This is a genomic window from Bartonella massiliensis (assembly GCF_902150025.1).
GTDB lineage: Bacteria > Pseudomonadota > Alphaproteobacteria > Rhizobiales > Rhizobiaceae > Bartonella > Bartonella massiliensis.
In genome coordinates this window covers 12,380-34,714 of the sequence record NZ_CABFVS010000019.1, presented here as the reverse complement: position 1 = coordinate 34,714, position 22,335 = coordinate 12,380, and the positions used below count along the sequence as shown (strand labels likewise).

The window sequence follows — 22,335 nt, the reverse complement described above, 5'->3', positions numbered from 1 at the left end:
CAAAATCAGAAATAGATATCCTCAAGCAAGAAGTAAAAAAAATCAAAAATGGTTTGATTGATAAACTCATTAATTGGTCTGAACTTGCTGATGCTGAATTGCTCTATACGCAAGATGGCAAAATTGAATGGCCAGACTGGGTGACGGATAAAACCAAAGTTGAGATCCAAGCTTGGGGTGGTGGAGGTAGTGGTGGTACAACTAATAATCCATATATGGGTGGTGGTGGAGGCGGAGGTGGTTGTTCAGTATGGTATGGCTATAAAGTCAGTTTAAATGGGCATGAGAATATCGCTATTGGTAAAGGAGGAACTTCTGTTTCAGAACTTAGTGCGACAGGAAATTCTGGCGGCACAACAACCGTTGGCAAAAATTTTATCACTGCGACAGGAGGAAATGGTGGTTACGCAGGTATTCGTTCTTTAGGTTCTGGTGGTGCTGGAGGAATTGGTGGAAATTTTGGTTTAGCAACAGACGAACATCTAGGACTTGCTAAAGGCGGAGATGGTTACGCTGGAACGAGTGGAAGAAACAATATAAGTGGAAGTGGAGGAGATGCTGGAGGCGATACATCAAGAGGTGGGGGGGGGTGGAGTTGGAAGTGGTGGGGAAGGCAATTATACTTCAGGAAAAGCAGGGCGTGGCTTTGGTGGTGGTGGTGCTGGCTCTCGCTATTACCTTTATCCAAGCGGTGCTGGAGCTGATGGGGCTGTTCTTATAAGATTATGGAAAGATTAAATGCAAAACTCAAAGATAGCGCAAGTCAAATGGATAGCTGTTGTATAAGCAGAATTTATATGTTTTTAAAGTTCTTTTATCGCTCTTTCAAAGCCCTTTTAAAGGGCTTTTTTGACTGACACTGTCAGTCTTATGGAGCATGTTGATAGTTGTTAGTGTCTCTTCATTGATTTGGAGAGCAAAATGGCAACAGAATTTAATCATGGTATTCGTCTCATTGAGGATGGTCAAGCGTCTCGCCCCCTAGAGATGTTTAGCCAAACCGCCATTGGGGCGGTTGTTACAGCCCCTGATGCAGATGCAAAAACCTATCCCCTTAACGAGCCCGTGTTGGTCTTTACCCATGAGACAGAGAAAATCCAAAAGCTTGGGCAAAAAGGCACAGCCCTTGATGTGATTAGCGCCGTGCGTGCGCAAGGAATTGAGGCACAAGTGATCCTTGTGCGGGTGGAAGAAAAATCCACTATGGCTGAAACACAAACCGAAATGGTGGGGTCAAGTGTTGCTTTAACCGGTGTTCATGCCCTAGCGCATGCTAGAGGGCATTTAGGTGTGGAACCTGGAATTCTCTTAGCGCCAGCTTATAGTGCAGGGCGCCTTGATAATGCTAAAAACCCGCTAGCAGATGCTCTAGAACAGGTTGCCGAAAAGCTACAAGCCATTGCGGTTTTTGATACGGGGGGCAAAAATACGGAAGAAAGCCTTGCCTTTCGCGCAGATTTCTCCTCACGCTTTTGTTATCTGATTGATCCCTTTGTGCGGGTAGCAAATAGTGAGGGGGGCTTTAGTATCAAACCGGCAAGCCCCTTTGTGGCAGCCATGTTTATCAAACGAGATAAACAAAAAGGAGGTGTTTTTTGGTCTCCCTCCAACCAAGATGTCAAAGGCATTTTAGGCACAGCGCGCCCCATTAGCTATTTTGATGGGGAAATTGATCATGAGGCTAATCGTCTTAATCAAGCTGATATTGCCACCTTTATTCCAGCCCGCCTTAGCCAAAATTCCCAAGGACAACCGGCTGCCAATGGGCGTATTTTATGGGGCAATCACACCACCTCGAGTGATCCACTCTGGCGCTTTGTCAATGTGGTGCGTACCCGCGCCGCCTTGGAAAAAACCATCATTAACAATTTGCGCCCTTGGGCCAATGACGAAAACCTGACCGGTCAACATGTTATTGCACTTACCCGCAGTCTTACACAGTTTCTTGATGATATGATTGCGCGCGGTGCGCTTTTAGGGGGGCGGGTTTGGTTTGACCGTGATTTAAATTCCAACAGCAATTTACAATTGGGAAAACTGCGGGTGGAATTTGATGCAGAAGAAGTCCCTCCTCTCGAAGATTTAAGCTTTGGCAGCCGGCGCAATGGCGCTTACTTTAATCGGCTCGCTGAAGATATCCAAAATAAAATGACCCATACTTTTGGTGATACGCTTGATACCTATCGCAAAGCAGCAAGGAGTAACGCATGACTTTAAGAATTGTTCGTGGTTTTACCCTGATTGTTGATGATGATGTAAACCTTCATCTTGATCTTGAAACACTCAAACTTCCAACTTTAGAAGAAATCACTGAAACCTATCAACCAGGGGGCTCTGATATGCAAATTGATGTGAGTGGTCTTGGTGTGAAAGCCTTAAACTTACAAATGAAGATCCACAGCCATACCCCCGAAATCATCGGCATCTTTGGGGGGCCTCCTGGTCTTCGTCATAAATTTACCGGCAAAAAACATGTGGTGTCTGAAGAAGATGGACGCGAGCATGAACATTCCATTGATGTCACGGGGCGTTTGGTCAAAGTCGATAGCGAAAGCTTAACGGCTGGAAAAGCCACAGGCTATGATTGTGAGATCAAAAATATCTGGGACTATACGGAATTTTGGGATGGTTCTGTTTTGCACCGCTTTTCCTTTAAACGAGGCGGTTGGCTGGTGCGCAATGGACAAGAGATCGGTGGACGCCGCCGCGCTATACTTAATTTATAGGAATTGATCATGACCAGTTTACAAACAAGTGTTGCTGTGGAATTGCAGGTTCCCCTTGTCTATCAAGACAAGGATGGCAAAGAATCCACACGGCACAAATTGACCTTTTATCGCCCAAACTTCAAGCAAGCACGCCAATTAGCCGTGTTGATGGGACCACAGTTGGCAAAGTTCATTCTCCCCGCTTTAGAAGAGGATAAAACACCCTTGAGCAATGATGTTCTCATTTTCAAGCTTTGTGAGGCGTTACTCACCCATGCAGCCATGGAAGGAATCGCCGCACTTTTGGCAGAGATGTCGCATGAATCCGTTGAACTGATTAATCGTCTTGATTTGCTTGATCTTGTGGCTGTTTTTAAGGCTTTTTTGGCTTTTTTTCCCAAACGCCAATCCTCTATGCCGGACAATTTGGAGCCGAACTAGCCCTTTATTACCACTGGTCTCCTCTAGAGATCAATCAGATGGATTGGTTGGATGTGATTGCCTATCGCGAAGAATTAGTGCGCTTGAAACAACAAGAATATGAAAGCCAAATGTTAGGATGAGATACGCTTATGGATGTTTCCCTTGTTGTGCGTTTTGTGAATCATCTCCAAGAAGGGATCACCTCTGCTAAGCGAGACTTAAGAGCCTTTAGCCTCGATATTGCGCATTTCCAAAACCAAACACGCAAGCATTTTAAAGGGTGGTTTGACCCTGAGCACTTGGAGGAAGCTACAGCAAAAGCGCAAAATGCTTATATTCATGCGCGTGGGCGCATGGTAGGCGCCATGGCTCAAACCGCAACCTTAATTGCGCCTCTTTATAAAGCCATGCAATTTGACCAATCGATGAAAGGCTTGGAAAAGGTTCTGGATGCCCCCCTTGATCGTTTAAAAGAATTGCGTCGTTTTGCGCTTGAAACCTCCACCAAAATTCCTCTCGCCGCTCGTGAAGTGTTAGAACTGATGACCAGTGCCAGCCAAGCAGGGATTGGTGAACAAGATCTCGAGGCTTTTAGTATTTATGCCGCCAAGGCAGCGGTCGCCTTTGATATGACGGGGGATCAGATTGGTGAGCGCTTTGCCAAATTGCGCAATGTCTTTAAGCTTAATCAAGCAGGCATCGAAGATTTAGGGGATGCTATCAACCATCTTTCCAACCACATGGCGGCTAAGGCAAGTGAGGTGTCTGACTTTACCAATCGGGCGACCGGAGCGGCAACCATGTTTAAACTGACAGCCCGTGAGACGGCGGCCTTTGGGACGGCGATGATTTCTGCTGGGATTGTTCCAGAGAGTGCAGCACGTGGTTTTAACTCTATCAGTGCCCGTATTCAGGCGGGAGGAAAGCATATTGAAGATGCTTTTACCAATATTGGTCTCTCTCGTCAAAAATTTATGGAAGATTTGGAGAAAGATGCCACCGGTACCTTGGTGCGTTTTTTTGATGTGTTGGGCAAATCCGAACAGGGGATGCGTTCACTGATTGCCATTGCAGGACGCGACTTTACCGGTGATTTTGCCAAACTGGTGGGTAACCCCGAATTGGTAGGGCAAGCCTTAAAGTTTGTTGAAGACCCAAAAGTCTTTAAAGGCTCTGTCGAACAAGAGGCAGATAAACAAGCAACCGGTGCCATGCGGCAATTTGAACTGTTACAAAACCGCATTGTGGCTTTAGGGGTTACCATTGGTGAAGTGCTTCTGCCTCCTGTCAACAGTTTAATGGAAACTGTTGGTGGTTTTTTAAACGTTCTGATGGCATGGGCTAATGAACACCCTGTTTTAACCGGTGTGATCATCAAAACCATTGCCGCCCTGATGGCTTTTAATATTGCTTTGCGGGTTGTACGTTTTACCATGGCGGGAACCCGCCTTGGGGTCCTGCAATTGATTGCCTCTTTTATCAAGATGAGGGCTGTTAGTGGTGCGCTGAAGGCAAGTTGGCGCGGGCTCTTGGCTTCAGGGCGCTCACTGGGCTTGTTAACTGCAGGTCTTGGGGCAAGTTCACTGCGACTCTTACGCCCCATGACTTTATTGATGGGAGCTTTGCGAGGGATCGCAATTTCAGGTACAGCATTTGCTGCCTCTTTTGGCTGGATAGGGACAGCGATCGAAGTGGTTGGGGCAGGTATTGCTTCTGTTGTTGGGGCTGTATTTACCCCAATCGGTGCTCTGATTGCTGCTGTTGTGGCTGTCATCATTGCGACTTGTTTTGTTTTGTGGAAATATTGGGATCGCTTTTCTTCCTTTGTCAAAGGATTTGCACGGGGGCTAATCCGCGCTTTTGGTCGTGCCTTTGAAGCTGTCATGCGTTTTTTTGGTGCTGATACCAGCACCATCACCCGTTGGAAGAATATCATTGCTTCTGCCTTTGATTTTTCTGCCCACTGGCAAAAGTTTAAACAAGGACTTTCCTTTGTTGCTCAAAGCTTTGAAGATTTGTGGGAGGGGATTAAACAAAGCCTTTCCAATTTTTGGGGGTGGTTGAAGCGTTTTTTCTCTCAAGAAAAGCTCACGGATAGTGCCAAGGCAAGCATGGAACAAGCCGGAGAAGATTTAGGGAGTTGGATTGTTAATGGTTTTATGGGCACCATCTCACAATTGACGGACTTTTGTAAATCTTTACCTCACCGCATAAAGGGGTGGATTGGGTCGATTGATGTAAGAGATTATTTGCCAAGTTTTTTAGGAGGCAAAACGCCTCAGCCTGTTGTGCAATTTTCGGGGGCTGGTCGTGCCAATGCGCCTCTCACAGAAGCAAAAGACAAAGAACGCGTCCCCATTACGCACAATCAAAATGTCACGGTGCATGTCAATGGCGCGCGTGATCCTATTGCAACTGGTTATGCGGTTCGTCATGCCTTGCAACGGGCAGGGGCCAATGCCTTGCATGGCGGAACAGAATAAGGGGAGGGAGTATGCAAGATCCTTTGCTGATGTTGGGACCGCATCAATTTTATGTGGACTGGTTGAACTTCCAATCTTTTGAAGAGGAATTCTCTGCCTCATGGGTTTGCTTAGAGCGTTTTGGTGGGGCCCCTGGTTTGCAATTTACCGGCTATGGCAATGATCCCAAAACCATCCACGGGGTATTATTTCCAGAAGAGTTTGGTGACCGGGTTGCCATTGATGCCATCACCAGAACCATACGTGCGGCTCAACCCGTTCAGATGATCCGTTGGATGAGTGATGATAGCTACAGTGCCTTAATGCTTGGATCCGTGGTGATTACCAGTGTCACGAAAGACCATGACTATATTAGCCGCTCTGGTCAATCGGGGCGTATTCGCTATTCCATTAGCCTGTTGCCGTTTTTTGATGGGGGCAAGCCGCAAGGTCAATATCAAATAGGGCAATACCAAGGGGGGCAAGAGGAGGATACCTCATGAAGATCCCCGCAAAACAGCTTGTGGTCGAACTAGAGGATATGAGTTTAGACCTCATTTGTTATCACCATGCCTTGTCTGTTTTAGGAGACCGGAGGCAAGCTGGTTTACTGAAAGGTTATTTAGAAGCCACACTGGAGGCTAATCCAGAGATTGCGGGGTATGATGCTTTTTTGCCGCGGGGCTTAAAGGTTCTTTTACCTGAATTTATTTCCCAAGAAAAAAACAGCGTGGTCAAACGGCTATGGGATTAATGCGCACACATCCCTTTATTGAGGTGAGGGTAGGGGAGAAGCTTGTTCATGAAGTTTTTTACCAACGTCTTTTAACGGCAACCATCACAGACAATGCGGGTAATGAAGCCGATACATTCGAGGCGGAATTTGATGATAGCGGCAATGATTTAGAGATCCCCTCCAGTAACACTGCGCTCCATGTCACCTTTGGTTATGAGAACAGCATTCGTGCCTTTATGGGGCGTTTTGTTGTGGAGACGGTGATCAGTTGTGGGGGCAGTGATGGAGAGATTTTGCGCCTTTGTGGCAAAAGCGCTTCCATGCGTGCAGAGATCAAAGAACAGGCGAGTGAGCATTTTGATCATAAAACCATTGCTGAGATTGTTGAGAGCCTTGCCAAACGTCATGGTTATCAAGCAAAGGTCAGTCCCAAATTTACCAAACAAACCTTGCCTTATGTGGTGCGCACCGATCAATCGGCGATTGATTTTTTAACCCGCCTTGCTGATCGGATGCAGGCACGTTTTTTGATCAAAGACAATAAGTTTTTATTTTTAAGCGGGGACAATCTCCCCCTCCAGACAATTCATCAACAGGAGTGTTCCCATTGGGAGTTTAGTCTCGAGCCACGCACCCAATATGGCATGATAGAAGCACGGTATTTTGATCGCGCAAAAGGGCAACAGCACGTTGTTACGCATCGCACAGGGTATACGGGGCCCATTCGCCGTCTGCGGACGTGCTACCCTTGTAAGCAGCAAGCACAAGCTGCGGCTGCTTCTGAGTCGGATAGGCTTTGTCGAGCCATGGGTAGTGGTTCTTTAAGCCTTGAGGGGCGCCCTGAAATCATGGCGGGGCAACCGCTTTTGCTTCAAGGGTTTCGAGGCGAAATCAATGGCCCATGGCATGCTGCAACCGTGACCCATCGCTATGAAAAGCAAAGCGGATACATCACAGAAATTACCCTAGAAGCGCTAAATCAAGGAAAGGAAACAGGAGAAAGGGAAACTTGATCAGAACAGAAAATCAAAGGTGCAACCTGCTCCTTTGATCGGTAGTGATGTTTCTTGAGATTAAAGTGCAAGGTTTGCACTTTGGGTGGGAGAGAGCAATTGGGACAAGTTGTCCCTATACCTTAAAGGAGCAATAGGATCAAGTTGATCCAATTGCATGAGGCCAGCAATAGGGTAATGTTTACCCAATTCCTCAAACAAGTAATAGTGCAAACATTGCGCAATTGCATATAGAAGTGCAATACGGTCAACATGACCGAATTCTTCCAAGCTTCTTTTGTTTTTTAATAATGCCTCAGAAAACTGAAAAGCTGTCACGCAGTTTATGCTAAAGAAAAGGTACCATTTTATGCATGCTTCTTCTCAAATAATACGATTCTTTTAATGCGATTCTTGCTCATGACTGATCATCAGAAATTGCGACCTTTAAGAGAAGAAAAATAAAGACTCATTAAAGAGGCTTAAAATGATCTTTGAAAGGTCTTTGAAGACCCTTTGAGAACCCCTTAAAAATCATTTTAAAGAAAATAAATTGGTACAAAACCTGGTGGCAAAATATACAAAACCTGCTGGCAAGCTACAATCTTTGAAAGGTCTTTGAAGACCCTTTGAGAACCCCTTAAAAATCATGTGAAACAAAATAAATTGGTACAAAACCTGGTGGCAAAATATACAAAACCTGCTGGCAAGCTACATACAAAATCCGCTGGCAAGCTACATACAACAATAAAGAAAAATGGTAGCGGAGGAGGGATTTGAACCCCCGACACAAGGATTATGATTCCTCTGCTCTAACCTACTGAGCTACTCCGCCAAAACAAAAAAATTACTGCAAATAATCACATCTTCTGGGGATATAAGGGGTAGAATAGTAAGATGTCAAGCATCGTTTTTAAGCTTTTTGCTTGTCATTCTATTTTATCCTCGATATGGAGTAATAGGAAAATATAATTTTTATTGATGAGGTAAGGTAAGGCATAAAAATGGTGCCACGTGTAGCGGTTTTAGGATGCGGTCATTGGGGTGGAAATCATATACGGACACTCCACTCTCTTGGGGCTTTAGCAGCAATTTCTGATATTGATGCTGATCGTGCTGCCAGTTTTGCAGCGATATATGGTGTAGAGGCTCTTCCACCAGATGATCTTTTTGCTCATAAAAATATTGATGCGCTAGTATTAGCGCTGCCTCCACAATTTCATACACAAAATGTGTTGCGTGCTGTTAAAAATGGTAAAGATGTTTTTGTGGAAAAACCAATAGCCTTGAATGTTGCGGATGCTGAACAGCAAGTGCAAGTTGCTCGCCAATATGAACGGATTTTAATGGTGGGTCATATTTTACGGTTTCATCCAGCTTTTGAAAAAATGTGTGAATTGGTGAAAAATGGAGAATTGGGAGAAGTACAATATATTTATTCTCATCGATTAGGCTTTGGAAAATTTCATACACACAGTGATGCTTTATGGGATCTTGCTCCTCATGATCTCTCAATGATTTTGGCATTGACAGGATGTGAACCTTCCGAAATTCGCGGTGAGGGAGCTGCTGTCATTGATCACATTTCTGATTTTTCTCATGTTCATATGATTTTTCCCAATGGTATACGTAGCCATCTTTTTACTTCACGCTTGAGTCCTTATCGCGAAAGGCGTTTAATCGTTGTCGGGACAAAAGCTATGCTCATTTTTGATGATATGGAACCGTGGAGTCGTAAATTGGCAATGCATCATTTTGCCGTTTGGAAAGAGAATCAAGAGTGGGCTTTTAGCATGGATGATCTGAGTTACATTGATGTTTGTGAAGATTTGCCGCTTACTTGTGAATTGCAGCATTTTCTTCATTGTATTAAAACACGTCAATTACCGCGTACAAATGGTGATGATGCTATTGCGGTTTTACGAATTTTAACAGCTGCTCATGTCAATTATGATCGATAAAAGAGATAGGTAGCGCTTTTACATTCTTGTGATGATCAATGGAGTTAATATGCAATTCATCGACCTTGGGGCGCAGCGTGCGCGTATTGAAGATAAAATTAATTCTGCAATTGCACATGTGGTCGCTAGTGGTAAGTATATTTTGGGGCCAAAAGTAACCGAATTTGAAGAGAAATTGGCAGAGTATCTTGGCGTTAAACATGTGATTGCATGTGCTAATGGAACAGATGCCTTGAAGATGCCTCTTATGGCTAAAAATATTGGTCCAGGAGATGCTGTATTTTGTCCGAGTTTTACGTTTTCTGCAACGGCTGAAGTGGTTGCTTTGGTAGGGGCTGAGCCTGTTTTTGTGGATGTTTTGCCTGATACATTCAATATTGATGTTGAAAAACTTTCTCACGCTATCGAAATGATTAAAAAAGAGGGACGCCTAAAGCCAAAGGCTATTATTACTGTTGATTTATTTGGTCTTGCGGCTGACTATGTGCACATTGCTCAAGTAGCTGCAAAGGAAAATCTTTTTGTCATTGAAGATGCTGCTCAATCTATGGGAGGAAGAAGCGGTAATACTATGTGCGGTGCTTTTGGTGACGTGGCGGCCACAAGTTTTTATCCTGCAAAACCGTTAGGGTGTTATGGCGATGGAGGCGCTATGATGACCAATGATGATGATTTGGCAGAACTTTTACGCTCTATTTTGTTTCATGGTAAAGGTGCAACACAATATGACAATGTACGGATTGGTATGAATTCGCGTCTTGATAGTATTCAAGCTGCAATTTTGCTCGAAAAGTTTGTGATTTTTGAAGATGAAATGGAAAAGCGTGTAGAAATTGCGCAACGCTATTCCAATCGTTTAAGAGATATTGTTACAGTTCCAGAAATAGGAGAAAATATTCGTTCTGCTTATGCACAATATACGATTAAGGTCAAAGAACGTGATAAATTAAAAGATTTTTTACAAAAAAATTCTATCCCTACAATGATTTATTATAAAACGCCTTTACATCAACAGCCAGCTTATAAACACTTTCCTTATGTAAAAGATACCCTTTCTGTTTCAGAGTCTTTAGGGGATTGTGTGTTAAGTTTGCCGATGCATCCTTATTTGACGCAAACCGATCAGGATATGATTGTCCAAAAAATAAAAGATTTTTACTCTTGAGAGCGTGCTTTTATTTTTTTAACCTATAGCTTTAGGTCCATCTTAGAAGATGTTTTTTTATTAGGGCGTATGAGAAACATTTTTAAGGATTTTTTCTTCTAAGCCCCATAAAACACTATCCTTTAGAATTGTGACATGCTTGTAAAATGGAATTTCTAGACGAAAAGATGAATTTTTTATAAAATGCTCTGGGTTGAAAAACTTTGTTCTTTCGCTTGGCGAGAAAGTCACGCTTAATAAAAATTATTTGAGTTATGAAAGTCACAATGAGCTTTTGTTGACTTTACTCTTCATTTAAGGTGTTTTAAAAGATAATTCATTAAAGGGGGCTTTTAGAGAGAAAATTTATTTTTTTGCGAATGCGTGATGCTAGGTCATGTTTGCTTTTAGATTTTTGAATCAGTGTATTGATTGGGGATGTATTCCCCTCTTGGAGCGCTATTTGAGCGGCTAGTGTTGCTGCCAGTTCTTTTGTTTCTTCACGCAGTTCTTCTAGCATTTGCTGGTTTGCAGTGTTGCCGGATTCATGCGTTTGGATTTTTTGTAAACGTTGCTGATAGTGTGTGATTTTTTCATGCATCATTTTGCTTTTCCTTGAAGATATTTGTTGCGGTGATCTTTTGTTTGATGGCTATGGCATTCTTTGGTCGGAATGCCTTGTGTGGGAAGGTATAGACGATAAAACTGATTTGTTACTTGGTTTAGTTGTATTTTCTGTTGGGCGTATTTTTTTTGCAAAGATTCGTACTTTTGTTGATTTTTTGCTAATTCTACAGCATGTTGAGCACGAAGAAAATCATGGTTTGCTTCTATTTCCGCGCGTGATAATGGAATTTGCGCACAAATATCTTTATGCGCAAAATGAACGGCTTTACGCCAAATAAGAGGGGATAAAAGCATCAGTAACCAAGAAACGGAAGCAACGCCAAGAATAAAAAAAAGAAATGATTGAATAAGCATGATACCCCTTTTCAAGTCAGAATACGTTTAAAACGGATTCCATGTCGGTTTCGGTGTTAATTTTAAATATCCTATATTGATACCAAGACGTGCACCAATTCCCGTCCGTATAGGGATTAACAAGGTATCATGGTATTTGAGGACATGAAAACCAACACCTGCAATTAAATAGGCCGAACCTGAAATACCACCATAGCGTCCCCATAAATTATTTATATTATTAAGATTGTAAACCAAGATCATAAGACGGGAACCTTGACCACCAAAATCCCATCCCACTGAGGGACCTTGCCAAAAAACTTTATGCTGACCATAGCTTTTGGTAAAGACCTTTCCTTCGCCATAGGTTAATCCAGCAAAAAAGGCACCAGAAGCTTCTTCTCCTAAAATATAGGCATTAGGATAACCGTATTGTGAAAAAATATTTTGAATGGCAACGGCTAGACCGCTGGCTGTTTTTCCAAAAAAAATATGACCAGAATCAATAATTTCTTGGAGTGAATAATGAGGCTCGTTTGGTTCTACTGGTTTTAGTTGAGAATGTGCAGTGTTTATGCTGACGAATAAAAGGAAGATTAAAGATATAATATTTTTGTAGCAGTATTTTAGCAGAGAGAGAGTCATGGAGTTTTCTCCTTTTATTAGTGACAAACAAAGAGATAATATTAGGATTTTTATTCTATTCAAATAAAAAATAAGATGTAAGGTTATTTAAATTCTTGAATTTATTTCTGAAATTTTTTTTAGCATGATTGTTAATGTTTTATCTTATGCATCAGATGTTAAGAGTTTTTCTTTAAAATAAAGTTTGTTTTTTTGAATTTAGGAGTTTTCAATCGTTATGACGTTCGCTATTTCTTTGAAACCTATGGATCTTGCAGCTTTGCTTTGTAGTCGTATTTGCCATGATTTGATTTCACCTGTGGGCGCTATTCAAAATGCAATGGAGCTTTATGATGAAGGAGGAGCTGAAGAAGATGCTTTGCAATTGGTGCGTTTGTCTATTGCGAGTGCTTCTGCACGTCTACAATTTGCGCGATTGGCTTTTGGTTTTTCTGGTGCAAGTGGAGGGCAAATAGACACACGGGACGCAGAGCAGGTTGCTCGGCAATATATGCAACAAGAAAAAGCAACTTTAAAATGGCAGGCTTCCTCTTTTTTATTACAAAAAGATGAAGTTAAACTTTTGCTTAATTTGTTATTGATTGCAAATGCAACGGTTTCTCGTAGCGGTGAAATTGTTGTGATGATTGTGCAAGAAGAAAATAAGCGTTTATTTCGATTTGAAATTTTCGGTAAAATTCTCCGTATTCCTCCCCATTTTCTTGCATTGTATCATGGAGATGTTCAAGAAGAGCTTATTGATGCACATGTCATCCAATTTTATTATACAATGTTACTTTCCCAAATAACAGAGATGAAAATAAATATTGATGAAAAAGATGGTTGTATTGTTTTAGAAAGTGTAAAAAAACTTTGAATAAGAGAGAAGTGCTTAAGCCGTGTTGGCGAGAAAGAAACTTCGATCAAATTTACGAGCGATAAGATTATATTTTTAAATAGGGTGTGGTTACTTTTTAAGCTTTAAGCGCTTTCTATATGAGACTATTTGTGTGCGAGTTTTTTTATTGGTGATAGAAAAACGCTTGGGGAAAAATCTCGGCCCGCTACACCCCGAGATTTTACAATGTATATTTTCACTGTTTAAGCGGTTTTTCGTACGTTCTCTTCCACTGGATCACGCAATACATAACCACGTCCCCAAACGGTATCAATGTAATTGGCATTAGAAGAGATTGCTTCCAATTTTTTCCGCAATTTACAGATAAAAACATCGATAATTTTTAGCTCTGGTTCATCCATTCCACCATAGAGATGATTGAGAAACATTTCCTTGGTAAGTGTTGTGCCTTTGCGTAAAGAGAGAAGCTCTAGCATTTGGTATTCTTTACCGGTTAAATGAACGGGGCGTCCTGCAACTTCGACGGTTTTTGCGTCAAGATTAACAATAAGATCACCGGTAACAATAACCGATTGTGCGTGTCCTTTAGAACGACGAACAACGGCATGAATACGTGCAATGAGCTCATCCTTATGAAAAGGCTTCGTCATATAGTCGTCTGCTCCAAAGCCAAAACCACGGACTTTGTCTTCAATAGCATTCATACCGGAAAGAATAAGAACAGGTGTTTTTATTTTTGCTAATCTCAAAGTCCGCAAGACATCATACCCTGACATATCGGGAAGATTTAAATCAAGCAAAATGATATCATAATCATAAAGCTTTCCTAAATCGATACCTTCTTCACCTAGATCAGTGATATAGACATTAAAATTGGCTGACTTTAGCATCAACTCAATGCTTTTAGTAACCGCTCTATCATCTTCAATTAATAATACGCGCATTTTAGATCCCTCATTTCGCTCCCTCACGAATCATAAAGGAGCATTTCTATTTTATAAACAGTGGGCAAAAACACTGTTATAAAAGATTATGAAATCAAACACTTATAATAAAGCATTTATGAATATTCCAGTAGTACGCGTAACAATCACTACTAAAATCCCTACTATCCATGATAGTGGTTAACAAAATATTTTTATTTTTGAAAGAGGATACAAAATTATTTTAGAAAAATTGCATATTTTTTAACATTATAAAAAATAAAGAACTTTTTTATAAATTTTGACCTAAAAAAATTTTTATAAAAGGGTATTGTAAATTACTTTTTTACAATTTCAGTGTTTGTTTACCGAGCTTTAAACCTCTTTATTTTATAGTGGGGGGGGGTAAACAAAAAATAGTTATTGCTCTTTAAAGAAGGTTGTGTGTGCTGATGCTTTAGGAAAAGGCAAAGTTATTATAGTTTCAGGTTAATAGATTGTTTTTGTCGGATAGACATCCAGCTAAAAAGATATGTTATGTATTGGGTGTGAATGCGTGTTTTGAGTTGCTACAGTCAAGGAGTAGTGAGTATGAAGCCACGGGAAAATATGGTGCGATTGAGGATGTTTCAAGTGCGTGGGAAGCACCGTGAGATTGCACAGCTTGAGATGATGATCACTGAATTTGAACGAATGGTATTAGAACTGGAAGCGCAGATTACTCATGAAGAACGCAAATCTGGAAACAATGATGTTCACCATTTTGCTTATTCCGCTTTTGCACGTGCAGCACGGCAAAGACGTGATAATCTAATCAATTCAATTCGTGATTTACAGCTTCAAAAAACAAATGCTGAAATTGCTCTCCATGAAGTCAATACAGAGCTGCAACGTGCACAGCTTTTGGAAGCACGAGAAAAGAAAACTGCTGCGGATGATGAAGATATTTTCATTCAATCTAATTCAATGGCTGGATGATTAAAACAATTATTGAAAAGTCAATTCTTTTAGATTTATCTGTTGAAAATGATATAAAACAGCCAAGCTTGATAAAAGCTTGGCTGTTTTATAAAGTACTCTATGTTATCGAATCATGATCACTAACAACTTAATGTCTGTAGTCTTGAATCTTGGTCGTTCGTAATCCCGCTAAACCGTGTTCATCGATCAAACTTTGCCATGAAAGAAATTCTTCTACAGTCAAAGTATAACGTTGACACGCTTCATCGAGACTTAACAATCCACCTCTGACGGCTGCAACAACTTCAGCTTTGCGACGAATCACCCAACGCCGTGTTGTTTGCGGCGGTAGGTCGGCAACTGTCAGTGGACTTCCATCTGGCCCAATAACATATTTCATTTGTGTTTTTATCAAATTAGTCATTCTTATCCTCTACCTTTAGTCAAGGACTTGATTCGTTTATAGAGCATGAAATTTAAAAAAGAGCTAAACGCGCTGAAAGAAAAAATTAATAAAATGACTGGGTGTATAAAGAGGCTTAAGCCAAGTGTATAGAAGAGCCTCTTGCGGCATTTTGCGGGATTTTAAACAAGAGAAAAAAGTTTTCTTAAAAAGGTTTCCCCCAAAAAGACTTCCATCGTGCCTTATTTCTATCACTCTTTTTTATTTACAGCTGCTTTTATGAAAGGAATGCTATGGTTGTGGAAAGGATAAAAAAACAATATAAAGGCAACCAATGGCATAAAAGTAATGAAGAAGTATGCAGCAGAATGTTAGCATATGGATATCCATTAACGAGATTATTAAAGAAATAGAGCACTAAGTAGAGAATGAATATATGTTTTTAAACAGTCTTGATTTACCAGGGCCACCTAAGGATTCTCGCATTGTTGTTGCGATGTCGGGGGGAGTTGATTCATCGGTTGTTGCAGGCCTTTTGAAAAAGGAAGGATATAATGTTATTGGCATTACATTGCAGCTTTATGATCACGGGGCTGCAACGCATCGGGTAGGGGCGTGTTGTGCGGGGCAAGATATTGAAGATGCACGTCGCGTTGCAGAAACGTTGGGAATACCGCATTATGTTCTTGATTATGAAAAGCGCTTTCGCGAAGCTGTCATTGATCCTTTTGCAGAAAGCTATGCTCATGGTGAGACACCTGTACCATGTATTGCGTGCAATCAGACGGTTAAGTTTGCTGATTTATTGGCAACCGCGCGCGAATTGGGGGCAGATGCTTTAGCTACGGGACATTATATTCGTTCACGTTCCCATGGAACTCATCGAGCCCTCTTTCGTCCTCTCGATAACGATCGTGATCAGAGTTATTTTCTCTTTGCAACGACACAAGAACAGATTGATTATTTGCGTTTTCCTCTTGGTGACCTTCCCAAAGCGCGTGTTCGTGAAATGGCTGCAGAAATGGGGCTTATGATTGCTAATAAGCATGATAGTCAGGATATTTGTTTTGTTCCACAAGGAAAATATTCAGATGTTATTGCAAAATTGCGTCCAGAAGCTGCTAATCCTGGCTTTATTGTTCATATTGATGGAACGATTCTAGGCAAACATTCAGGAATTGTTAATTATACCGTTGGTCAACGTCGTGGGATTGGGGTGTCAACGGGGGAAGCACTTTATGTGGTTTATCTTGATGTAGAAAATGCACGTGTTATTGTGGGGCCGCGTGAGATGTTAGAAACGCATAAGCTTTTTTTACGCGATGTGAATTGGCTTGGTGATGAGTCGTTGGATAATTTCCCTTCTCAAGGTATTGAATTGGCTGTAAAGGTGCGTTCAACACGTCCTCCCCATCTTGCACGCTTGCATTATAAAGAAGGTGTTTTTTCTGTTGATCTATTGGAATGTGAAAACGGTGTGGCGCCGGGGCAAGCTTGCGTTCTTTATGATGGAAATAGTCATGAAGCACGTATTTTGGGAGGGGGATTTGTAACGCATTCAGAACGCGCGGCCGGTACTGAAATGATGCTAAAACGTGTTTTGTGCAATCTCGAAGCACAAGATTCTGTTTTCCTTAAACTTAAAACAACGGCTTCATAAAAAGATAGTAAATTGATTTATAATAATAATTTATAGCCTTCAACTTGAATAAGAGGCTGGTGTAATGGTGTAAGGCTTTCTTATTTCAAATTTGTTTTTATGACTGAAGCCAGAAAAATCATATTTTTTGTACATTATAAGCAGGATTAGTGGGAGGAAATGATGAAAGAAAAATGCCTTTAATCAATATTTTCAAATGTTAGGGGGTATCACCTTTTGCGGCTGGTAAAGAACATATATTGCCGAATATTTTTACAACTTAAAGTCTTATCACCTTGAGTATTCAAAGTCGCTGAAATGAGCAAGGGCAATTCCTGAGACTGTGGCAACATTCAGGCTGTCAAAGCCCGTCGTCATGGGAATACGTAAAGTTTTTGATTGTTGTAGTATATGGAGGGGCAAACCATCGCCTTCTGTTCCAAAAATAAGAGCCATTCTTTTGGTTTTGTTGGCTTGCTTGAGCGTGTGTGAGGCAGAAGGAGAGAGTGCATAAAGATGAAAGTTTTCATCGTTTAGAGCCGCTAGAATATCATTTATATCAGCGTTTTGCGTATAGGGAACTTTTAGAGCTGCACCGGCAGAAACTCTGATTGATTTGCGATAAAGTGGATCACATGAGGTTTTGTCGACAATAATACCGTGACTGGCAAAAGAGGCAGCATTACGAAAAATTGATCCCATATTATCGTGATTTGAAATACCACATAAAACTAGAATCAAAGCTTTTTCTGGAAGATTTTGTAAAAAACTTTGTAATGATAGGAGCGTTTTGCGTTTACCGATACTGAGAATACCACGATGAACATGGAAACCAGTGATATTATCTATCACTTTTTGTGGAACACAATAAATAGGACATAGAGGCTGTGTCTTTTCTAAAAGCGGTAGAAGTCCAGGGAGACGTTTTTCTACGACAAGCAGTGAGAGGGCAGAAAATTCTTTCGAATGCAATAAGGCAGACAATGTTATTTTACCTTCAGCAACAAAGTGCTGTTGTCGCCCAACGAGATCTTTTTCACGGATATTATGATAGTTTTTTAGACGTGGATCATTCGTTTTGTCAATTGTTGTGATATCCAAATTCATAACGAGATTTTTAATGCTTTTTTCCAGTTTCCAGATGTTAAAATTTGCTTTATTTCTTTAAAAAAGAGATAAAAAAGTATTATTTTAAAACTTAAAGTAGAAATTGTGTTGACAGCGTATGCTAATTAGTGTAATGTAAAAACACTGATGCAGGATAACAGATTTTGTTTTCGTATCGGTTGCAGTGTCTTGGGTCCCCGCTATTTCCCAAGCTCTGTATACCCTTAATTTTAAGGGAAAAGAATCTGGGTCCCCAATGCCCAGATTCTTTTTTTGGGGCATAATTTCTCTTTTTGTTCTAAGTTTTTTAGCAATCATATTTTGAAATTTCCTTAAGCTGTAAGATTATAGTAGGGGGCTTATTCATTTTTTTTAAGGTGAAAAGATGCTTACGAGATGGGGGGGATAATGCACATCATAAGATGTGAAAATAATGTATGATCATGAACCATTTGAGCAAAAGGAGTTTTTTGTTCATGAGATGTGAGATAGCTTTAAGTTATTAAGAAAAGGATTCACGAAAGCTATGTGTTTAATTGCTTTTGGGGAAGATCTTTGTTTATGATTTATCTCTCTTTATCCTTTATTGGTGATGTACATATAACTGAGAAGTTTTTGCGATAACTTTGCGATAACGATGGTGAGCTGAGGCGTTGAGTGTTTCTGGAATCGAGTTTTTCTGTAATATTGAGAAGATATTGGTGATATGGCAAAAATAGCATAATAGAGTTGAAAATATTATTCCTTATTTTGAGAAGAACAGGATGGGGTTCATGGTGGCAAAAATCAATATACAAAGCTTAACTTTATATTCTATTTTTATTGCATGTATTGTTTTTGCTTTGAAATATTGGGCATATCACATTACGGGTTCTGTTGCACTTTATTCTGATGCATTGGAATCAATTGTTAATATTCTTGCGTCATTGGCAGCATGGTGGGCTGTTAAAGTGAGTATGAAGCCAGCGGATCATGATCACCCCTTTGGACATCATAAAGCAGAGTATTTTTCCGCGATTCTTGAAGGAATCCTCATTATTATTGCGGCAATTGTTATTTTAAGAGAAGCATGGATAGCGCTTGCTACTGTTAAATTGTTGCAAAAACCCGGAATATGGCTTGTTATTCATCTTGTTGCAACGGTCATAAATTGCATGTGGGGCATGGTTCTTATTCGGCAGGGAAAGCGCCATCGCTCACCGGCTCTTAAAGCTGATGGTGTGCATTTTATAACCGATGTTTTTACTTCGCTTGCAATTTTAATTGGTTTGATTGCTGGTTTTGTAGGAGGATGGAGCGTTTTAGATCCTATTTTAGCGATAATTGTTGCTATTAACATTCTTTTACAGGGATGGAAGATAATTAGAAATGCTGTTCAAGGATTAATGGATGTTGGCGTTGAATTGAATGAAACCATGCGGATTCGAGAGCTGATTTCTGCAAATGCATCTGGTGCGCTTGAGGTCCATGATTTGCGGACGCGTGTTGCTGGAAGAGTTACTTTTATAGAGTTTCATTTGGTTGTGCCTGCTGTCATGCAGGTCGGAGAAGCCCATAAAATTTGTGATAAAATTGAAGGTGTTCTTCAAAAAGAATTTAATAATGTGCGTATTTCTATTCATGTCGAACCGGAAGATGAGGCAAAATTGCCTCCCGGTACAACGATGATACCTTTTATATAAAAAGATTTTTTCAAATTGTCTGTCATGTTATAAATATTATTTTTACAGTGGAAAAATAATATTTCTCTTAAAAATATAATGGTACTCTTTCATTGATTTAAGTTTTCTATCCATCAGTTATAGAAGGTTAAATAAAGTATTCAAGATTTATTCTGTTTTCCTATACTGTCATTTTAAGGGGTGGTGAGATAAAGCTTGTAAAATGTAATCTAGCAAGTGTTTTTAGAGTGTGCGGTAAATATTTCATAGTAGGGTTTGCTGGTGGAATTTTTTAAGTGAATTACATGAAATGATGAGCCGTTAAAGTTTGCTTAAAAGGTTGGGAGTGTTTACGGAAACGTCAAGAATAGATGTCTTGTTTTTCGGGCAAAGAGACATGAAGCTTTCATAATAAGTTTCAGGAGCTTTAATTATAAATTTTATATAAAAATCATGAAGAGAGTTTTAAAGTTATGTGATCATCAATTAATCATCATGACTTTTAGTGACAAATGTATTGTTTTATCAATACAATCTATAGGATTATAAGCATAATTTATTACCTGTAGGTTGAATGAGGTATATGAATACGGCATTTTTATTTTTAATTTGTTCACGGTGCGTGAAGCAAAATCTTTAATTTTGTATGTCATAAGTGAGATTGGTATGTAGAAGCAGTTTGTGGAAGAAAGCAGTAATCATGCTGCTACATAATGGATTTCATGGAATTTCATGTTCTTTTGTAGGGGAATCTTGTACTATTTATAGGAGATTTTCTCATTATCGCTTGGGGTTATTATGAAATGGATGAGAAGGCGGTGTATCTTTTAAAGAAGTGCTAAACAATACAATATGTTCTATTTTTAGGATTTTATTTTATATGCCATGTAGAGCTCTCATTAAAAAATGAAAAAACAAAAGATAATGTGTATATCTTTACTTTTTAAAAGCTATTGCTTGTGGATGCTTTAGGAAAGCGCAAAGCTGAACTAAAGAATAATGGTAAAGAGGGGAATTGGTTTCTTTATTGATGTTTTCATATTTTTATAAATGTTGAACTTTAGTCTTTTGCGTTATATTCATAAAGATCAAAGTGGTGGTTATTTATAGATCATTCTTTGGTTGAGAATATGAAAAGAAAGTATGACATGATAATAAGGTCTTGCTTAGCCTCATCTTTTCATCAGTAAAAGTGATTATAAATCTATCATTTCTCCAAAAATAATTTTTTTTCTCTTAAAACGATAAATAAATGTGATTGTACCTGTACAGCTTGTACGAAGTTCGATGTTTATCTGAGTATATTTTAAGAATAGAGGCGTTATTTCATATCGCTATAATGTTATTAAAGAGCTCTTAAAACAATGATTCCTGGTGTTTTTGTAACATAATCCATAAAGGGAGAATCGACGACTTTCTCATTTTCTTTTCGTGAAGAAGCATTTCGTAACATTGGTCCTTTATCTGTCATGATAAAGAAGCCTACATGTGTCACATCTAATCCAGCAAGTTTTGTATAAATGCCAATGAAATCACCTGATTTTAAACGGCTTATAACCTCTTCATTAATAAAGCTACTTGGAAGATATGTTATGGTGCGTTTTACAATTGGAAGTCCAGGAAGATAGTTTCCACCATCGGTTTTTTTATTGAGATATTTTTCTGTGCTTACCGTATGAGGACTTATTTCAGAGGTAATATCGGTGGCGAGTTTATATTCTCTGTAAGCCCAGTCTGTGAAAAAATGTTTCCGATTTAAAAAATGAATATTATCCTTAATGTAACGCGTTCTTATGACGTTATTGATGAATTCTTTTGGGGATGTTGATTTGCGCAATGCTTCCACATAATCCAGATAAGTGAAGCAATCTAAGCCTCTAAAATCAATGATAAGTTTTTCAGGTGTATTTTCTGAGCCATGTAACATATTGGCTTTATAAGGTGTTCCTAAAAAAGCTTCTGAGAGAAAGTCAATTAGGGTTCCTTTTTCGTGATCATTTCTTTCTGAGCGTTTTTTTAGAAGAGCATTTAATTTATCTAAAGTGTAGGGATCTAGCTCTATGCTGGTTGCTTGTTGTGTTTCTATTTTATTTTCTAAAACACCTTCTTTTGAATCAGAATTTTGAATATCACACCCTGTCACGAATAATAAAGTGAGAATGAGTTGGGATATTTTTCGCATTTTATACACCATTTTTTACTAAAAGTGTTATTTTCTCACGCTCAACTGGATTGAATAATAGCATATAATCATTGAAATCCTCAATAGATGTAATGATGGTTTTTAAGGTTACAAAAATTACAAGTGATAGAAATAGTTTCTAAGATTACGGAATAAGAAAATATTTTTGTATAAAATTTTTTTGTATATTTAAAATAGATAATTTTTCTACGTTGTTAAGCTATTGTAATACTGCCGCTTTAGCAAGCCTTATTGCATATTCTGAGGGTAAAAAATTTTAAGAGCTTATCTTTTTAAAAGTTGTCGTTATAAAAAGAAGAAATAATGTCTGATAAATAAAGAATAATTTCTCTAACTTTTGGGAAATATTCTATATTGACTGATATCTTATTGATGGTTTATTTGTATTAATATTTGTTCGTATAATATAAAAAATACTTTCTATTATTTTACATTAATAGTCTAATTAAAATAGAACTTTATATTTTTATCTTGACTTTTTATTAAATTTTTACTTTGTTATTATTTTTAATAAGAATAGTATATGGTACAGAGTACTTGAAAAAAAAGGGAGTTAAATGAGCGCGGGGA

At 39.4% G+C, this 22,335-nt stretch carries 20 protein-coding genes, 1 tRNA gene and 1 pseudogene; 14 read left to right on the top strand and 8 right to left on the bottom strand.

Features of this window, described 5'->3' with window-relative positions; genetic code table 11:
• The 8 genes from FNZ60_RS05030 to FNZ60_RS04995 all read left to right on the top strand — a co-directional run.
• The coding region (locus FNZ60_RS05030) for a glycine-rich domain-containing protein (RefSeq protein ID WP_342774753.1) at window positions 1-704 on the top strand (704 nt) is incomplete at its 5' end.
• Window positions 705-921: 217 nt separating this feature from the next.
• Entirely contained in the window at window positions 922-2,211 is a 1,290-nt protein-coding gene (locus tag FNZ60_RS05025; RefSeq protein WP_142416580.1) for a phage tail sheath C-terminal domain-containing protein, read from the top strand.
• Window positions 2,208-2,726: a phage major tail tube protein gene (locus FNZ60_RS05020; protein ID WP_142416579.1), complete on the top strand. Its 519-nt coding sequence runs from the start codon at window positions 2,208-2,210 to the stop codon at window positions 2,724-2,726. The genes FNZ60_RS05025 and FNZ60_RS05020 overlap by 4 nt, the downstream gene beginning before the upstream one ends.
• A gap of 9 nt (window positions 2,727-2,735) precedes the next feature.
• The gene (locus FNZ60_RS05015) at window positions 2,736-3,149 is read left to right on the top strand and encodes a hypothetical protein (RefSeq protein WP_142416578.1); all 414 of its coding nucleotides are present in this window, start codon (window positions 2,736-2,738) and stop codon (window positions 3,147-3,149) included.
• A 131-nt stretch (window positions 3,150-3,280) separates the two neighbouring features.
• On the top strand, window positions 3,281-5,614 hold the full coding sequence (locus FNZ60_RS05010; RefSeq protein WP_142416577.1) for a phage tail tape measure protein: 2,334 nt from the start codon (window positions 3,281-3,283) through the stop codon (window positions 5,612-5,614).
• Between the two features lie 11 nt (window positions 5,615-5,625).
• A complete protein-coding gene (locus tag FNZ60_RS05005; RefSeq protein ID WP_142416576.1) occupies window positions 5,626-6,096 on the top strand; it encodes a phage tail protein in 471 nt (156 codons plus the stop codon).
• Complete coding sequence (locus tag FNZ60_RS05000; RefSeq protein ID WP_142416575.1) at window positions 6,093-6,347, top strand: tail protein X; 255 nt, start codon at window positions 6,093-6,095, stop codon at window positions 6,345-6,347. Before FNZ60_RS05005 ends, FNZ60_RS05000 begins: the two co-directional genes overlap by 4 nt.
• Window positions 6,347-7,342, top strand: coding sequence for a phage late control D family protein (locus FNZ60_RS04995; RefSeq protein ID WP_142416574.1), 996 nt, complete (start codon window positions 6,347-6,349; stop codon window positions 7,340-7,342). Before FNZ60_RS05000 ends, FNZ60_RS04995 begins: the two co-directional genes overlap by 1 nt.
• Window positions 7,343-7,402: 60 nt before the next feature.
• Here FNZ60_RS04995 and FNZ60_RS04990 read toward each other — a convergent pair whose 3' ends face one another.
• Window positions 7,403-7,660 (bottom strand): hypothetical protein, encoded by a 258-nt coding sequence (locus FNZ60_RS04990; protein WP_142416573.1) that lies wholly within the window; start codon window positions 7,658-7,660, stop codon window positions 7,403-7,405.
• 419 nt (window positions 7,661-8,079) lie between these two features.
• A tRNA-Met gene (locus FNZ60_RS04985) sits at window positions 8,080-8,156 on the bottom strand.
• Window positions 8,157-8,325: 169 nt separating this feature from the next.
• Here FNZ60_RS04985 and FNZ60_RS04980 point away from each other — a divergent pair.
• Complete coding sequence (locus FNZ60_RS04980; protein WP_142416572.1) at window positions 8,326-9,282, top strand: Gfo/Idh/MocA family protein; 957 nt, start codon at window positions 8,326-8,328, stop codon at window positions 9,280-9,282.
• A gap of 49 nt (window positions 9,283-9,331) precedes the next feature.
• Window positions 9,332-10,447: a DegT/DnrJ/EryC1/StrS family aminotransferase gene (locus tag FNZ60_RS04975; protein WP_142416571.1), complete on the top strand. Its 1,116-nt coding sequence runs from the start codon at window positions 9,332-9,334 to the stop codon at window positions 10,445-10,447.
• A 319-nt stretch (window positions 10,448-10,766) separates the two neighbouring features.
• Here the strand turns inward: FNZ60_RS04975 and FNZ60_RS10590 are convergent.
• Window positions 10,767-11,407: pseudogene (locus FNZ60_RS10590) on the bottom strand (hypothetical protein).
• 27 nt (window positions 11,408-11,434) lie between these two features.
• Complete coding sequence (locus FNZ60_RS04960) at window positions 11,435-12,031, bottom strand: DUF1134 domain-containing protein (protein WP_142416569.1); 597 nt, start codon at window positions 12,029-12,031, stop codon at window positions 11,435-11,437.
• A 217-nt stretch (window positions 12,032-12,248) separates the two neighbouring features.
• Here FNZ60_RS04960 and chpT point away from each other — a divergent pair, with 217 nt between their 5' ends.
• A complete protein-coding gene (gene chpT / locus FNZ60_RS04955) occupies window positions 12,249-12,887 on the top strand; it encodes a histidine phosphotransferase ChpT (protein WP_142416568.1) in 639 nt (212 codons plus the stop codon).
• A 224-nt stretch (window positions 12,888-13,111) separates the two neighbouring features.
• On the opposite strand, the gene ctrA is transcribed toward chpT, so the two are convergent.
• On the bottom strand, window positions 13,112-13,813 hold the full coding sequence (gene ctrA / locus FNZ60_RS04950) for a response regulator transcription factor CtrA (RefSeq protein ID WP_142416567.1): 702 nt from the start codon (window positions 13,811-13,813) through the stop codon (window positions 13,112-13,114).
• A 570-nt stretch (window positions 13,814-14,383) separates the two neighbouring features.
• Between ctrA and FNZ60_RS04945 the strand changes: the two genes are divergently transcribed.
• Window positions 14,384-14,770, top strand: coding sequence for a flagellar export protein FliJ (locus FNZ60_RS04945; protein ID WP_142416566.1), 387 nt, complete (start codon window positions 14,384-14,386; stop codon window positions 14,768-14,770).
• Window positions 14,771-14,900: 130 nt separating this feature from the next.
• Here the strand turns inward: FNZ60_RS04945 and sciP are convergent, their stop codons facing one another.
• Complete coding sequence (gene sciP / locus FNZ60_RS04940) at window positions 14,901-15,176, bottom strand: CtrA inhibitor SciP (RefSeq protein WP_142416565.1); 276 nt, start codon at window positions 15,174-15,176, stop codon at window positions 14,901-14,903.
• Between the two features lie 415 nt (window positions 15,177-15,591).
• Here sciP and mnmA point away from each other — a divergent pair, with 415 nt between their 5' ends.
• The gene (mnmA, locus tag FNZ60_RS04935; protein WP_142416564.1) at window positions 15,592-16,815 is read left to right on the top strand and encodes a tRNA 2-thiouridine(34) synthase MnmA; all 1,224 of its coding nucleotides are present in this window, start codon (window positions 15,592-15,594) and stop codon (window positions 16,813-16,815) included.
• A 270-nt stretch (window positions 16,816-17,085) separates the two neighbouring features.
• On the opposite strand, the gene FNZ60_RS04930 is transcribed toward mnmA, so the two are convergent.
• Window positions 17,086-17,901 (bottom strand): TrmH family RNA methyltransferase, encoded by an 816-nt coding sequence (locus FNZ60_RS04930; RefSeq protein WP_142416563.1) that lies wholly within the window; start codon window positions 17,899-17,901, stop codon window positions 17,086-17,088.
• 773 nt (window positions 17,902-18,674) lie between these two features.
• Here FNZ60_RS04930 and FNZ60_RS04925 point away from each other — a divergent pair.
• The gene (locus FNZ60_RS04925; RefSeq protein WP_142416562.1) at window positions 18,675-19,583 is read left to right on the top strand and encodes a cation diffusion facilitator family transporter; all 909 of its coding nucleotides are present in this window, start codon (window positions 18,675-18,677) and stop codon (window positions 19,581-19,583) included.
• 1,324 nt (window positions 19,584-20,907) lie between these two features.
• Here FNZ60_RS04925 and FNZ60_RS04920 read toward each other — a convergent pair.
• Window positions 20,908-21,744 (bottom strand): DUF1460 domain-containing protein, encoded by an 837-nt coding sequence (locus FNZ60_RS04920; protein ID WP_142416561.1) that lies wholly within the window; start codon window positions 21,742-21,744, stop codon window positions 20,908-20,910.
• Window positions 21,745-22,335 lie beyond the last annotated feature (591 nt).

Coding starts and splice junctions, on each gene's coding strand:
- FNZ60_RS05025 (WP_142416580.1), top strand. CDS start 922: ATGGCAACAGAATTTAATCATGGTATTCGTCTCATTGAGGATGGTCAA.
- FNZ60_RS05020 (WP_142416579.1), top strand. CDS start 2,208: ATGACTTTAAGAATTGTTCGTGGTTTTACCCTGATTGTTGATGATGAT.
- FNZ60_RS05015 (WP_142416578.1), top strand. CDS start 2,736: ATGACCAGTTTACAAACAAGTGTTGCTGTGGAATTGCAGGTTCCCCTT.
- FNZ60_RS05010 (WP_142416577.1), top strand. CDS start 3,281: ATGGATGTTTCCCTTGTTGTGCGTTTTGTGAATCATCTCCAAGAAGGG.
- FNZ60_RS05005 (WP_142416576.1), top strand. CDS start 5,626: ATGCAAGATCCTTTGCTGATGTTGGGACCGCATCAATTTTATGTGGAC.
- FNZ60_RS05000 (WP_142416575.1), top strand. CDS start 6,093: ATGAAGATCCCCGCAAAACAGCTTGTGGTCGAACTAGAGGATATGAGT.
- FNZ60_RS04995 (WP_142416574.1), top strand. CDS start 6,347: ATGCGCACACATCCCTTTATTGAGGTGAGGGTAGGGGAGAAGCTTGTT.
- FNZ60_RS04980 (WP_142416572.1), top strand. CDS start 8,326: ATGGTGCCACGTGTAGCGGTTTTAGGATGCGGTCATTGGGGTGGAAAT.
- FNZ60_RS04975 (WP_142416571.1), top strand. CDS start 9,332: ATGCAATTCATCGACCTTGGGGCGCAGCGTGCGCGTATTGAAGATAAA.
- FNZ60_RS04960 (WP_142416569.1), bottom strand. CDS start 12,031: ATGACTCTCTCTCTGCTAAAATACTGCTACAAAAATATTATATCTTTA.
- chpT (WP_142416568.1), top strand. CDS start 12,249: ATGACGTTCGCTATTTCTTTGAAACCTATGGATCTTGCAGCTTTGCTT.
- ctrA (WP_142416567.1), bottom strand. CDS start 13,813: ATGCGCGTATTATTAATTGAAGATGATAGAGCGGTTACTAAAAGCATT.
- FNZ60_RS04945 (WP_142416566.1), top strand. CDS start 14,384: ATGAAGCCACGGGAAAATATGGTGCGATTGAGGATGTTTCAAGTGCGT.
- sciP (WP_142416565.1), bottom strand. CDS start 15,176: ATGACTAATTTGATAAAAACACAAATGAAATATGTTATTGGGCCAGAT.
- mnmA (WP_142416564.1), top strand. CDS start 15,592: ATGTTTTTAAACAGTCTTGATTTACCAGGGCCACCTAAGGATTCTCGC.
- FNZ60_RS04930 (WP_142416563.1), bottom strand. CDS start 17,901: ATGAATTTGGATATCACAACAATTGACAAAACGAATGATCCACGTCTA.
- FNZ60_RS04925 (WP_142416562.1), top strand. CDS start 18,675: ATGGTGGCAAAAATCAATATACAAAGCTTAACTTTATATTCTATTTTT.
- FNZ60_RS04920 (WP_142416561.1), bottom strand. CDS start 21,744: ATGCGAAAAATATCCCAACTCATTCTCACTTTATTATTCGTGACAGGG.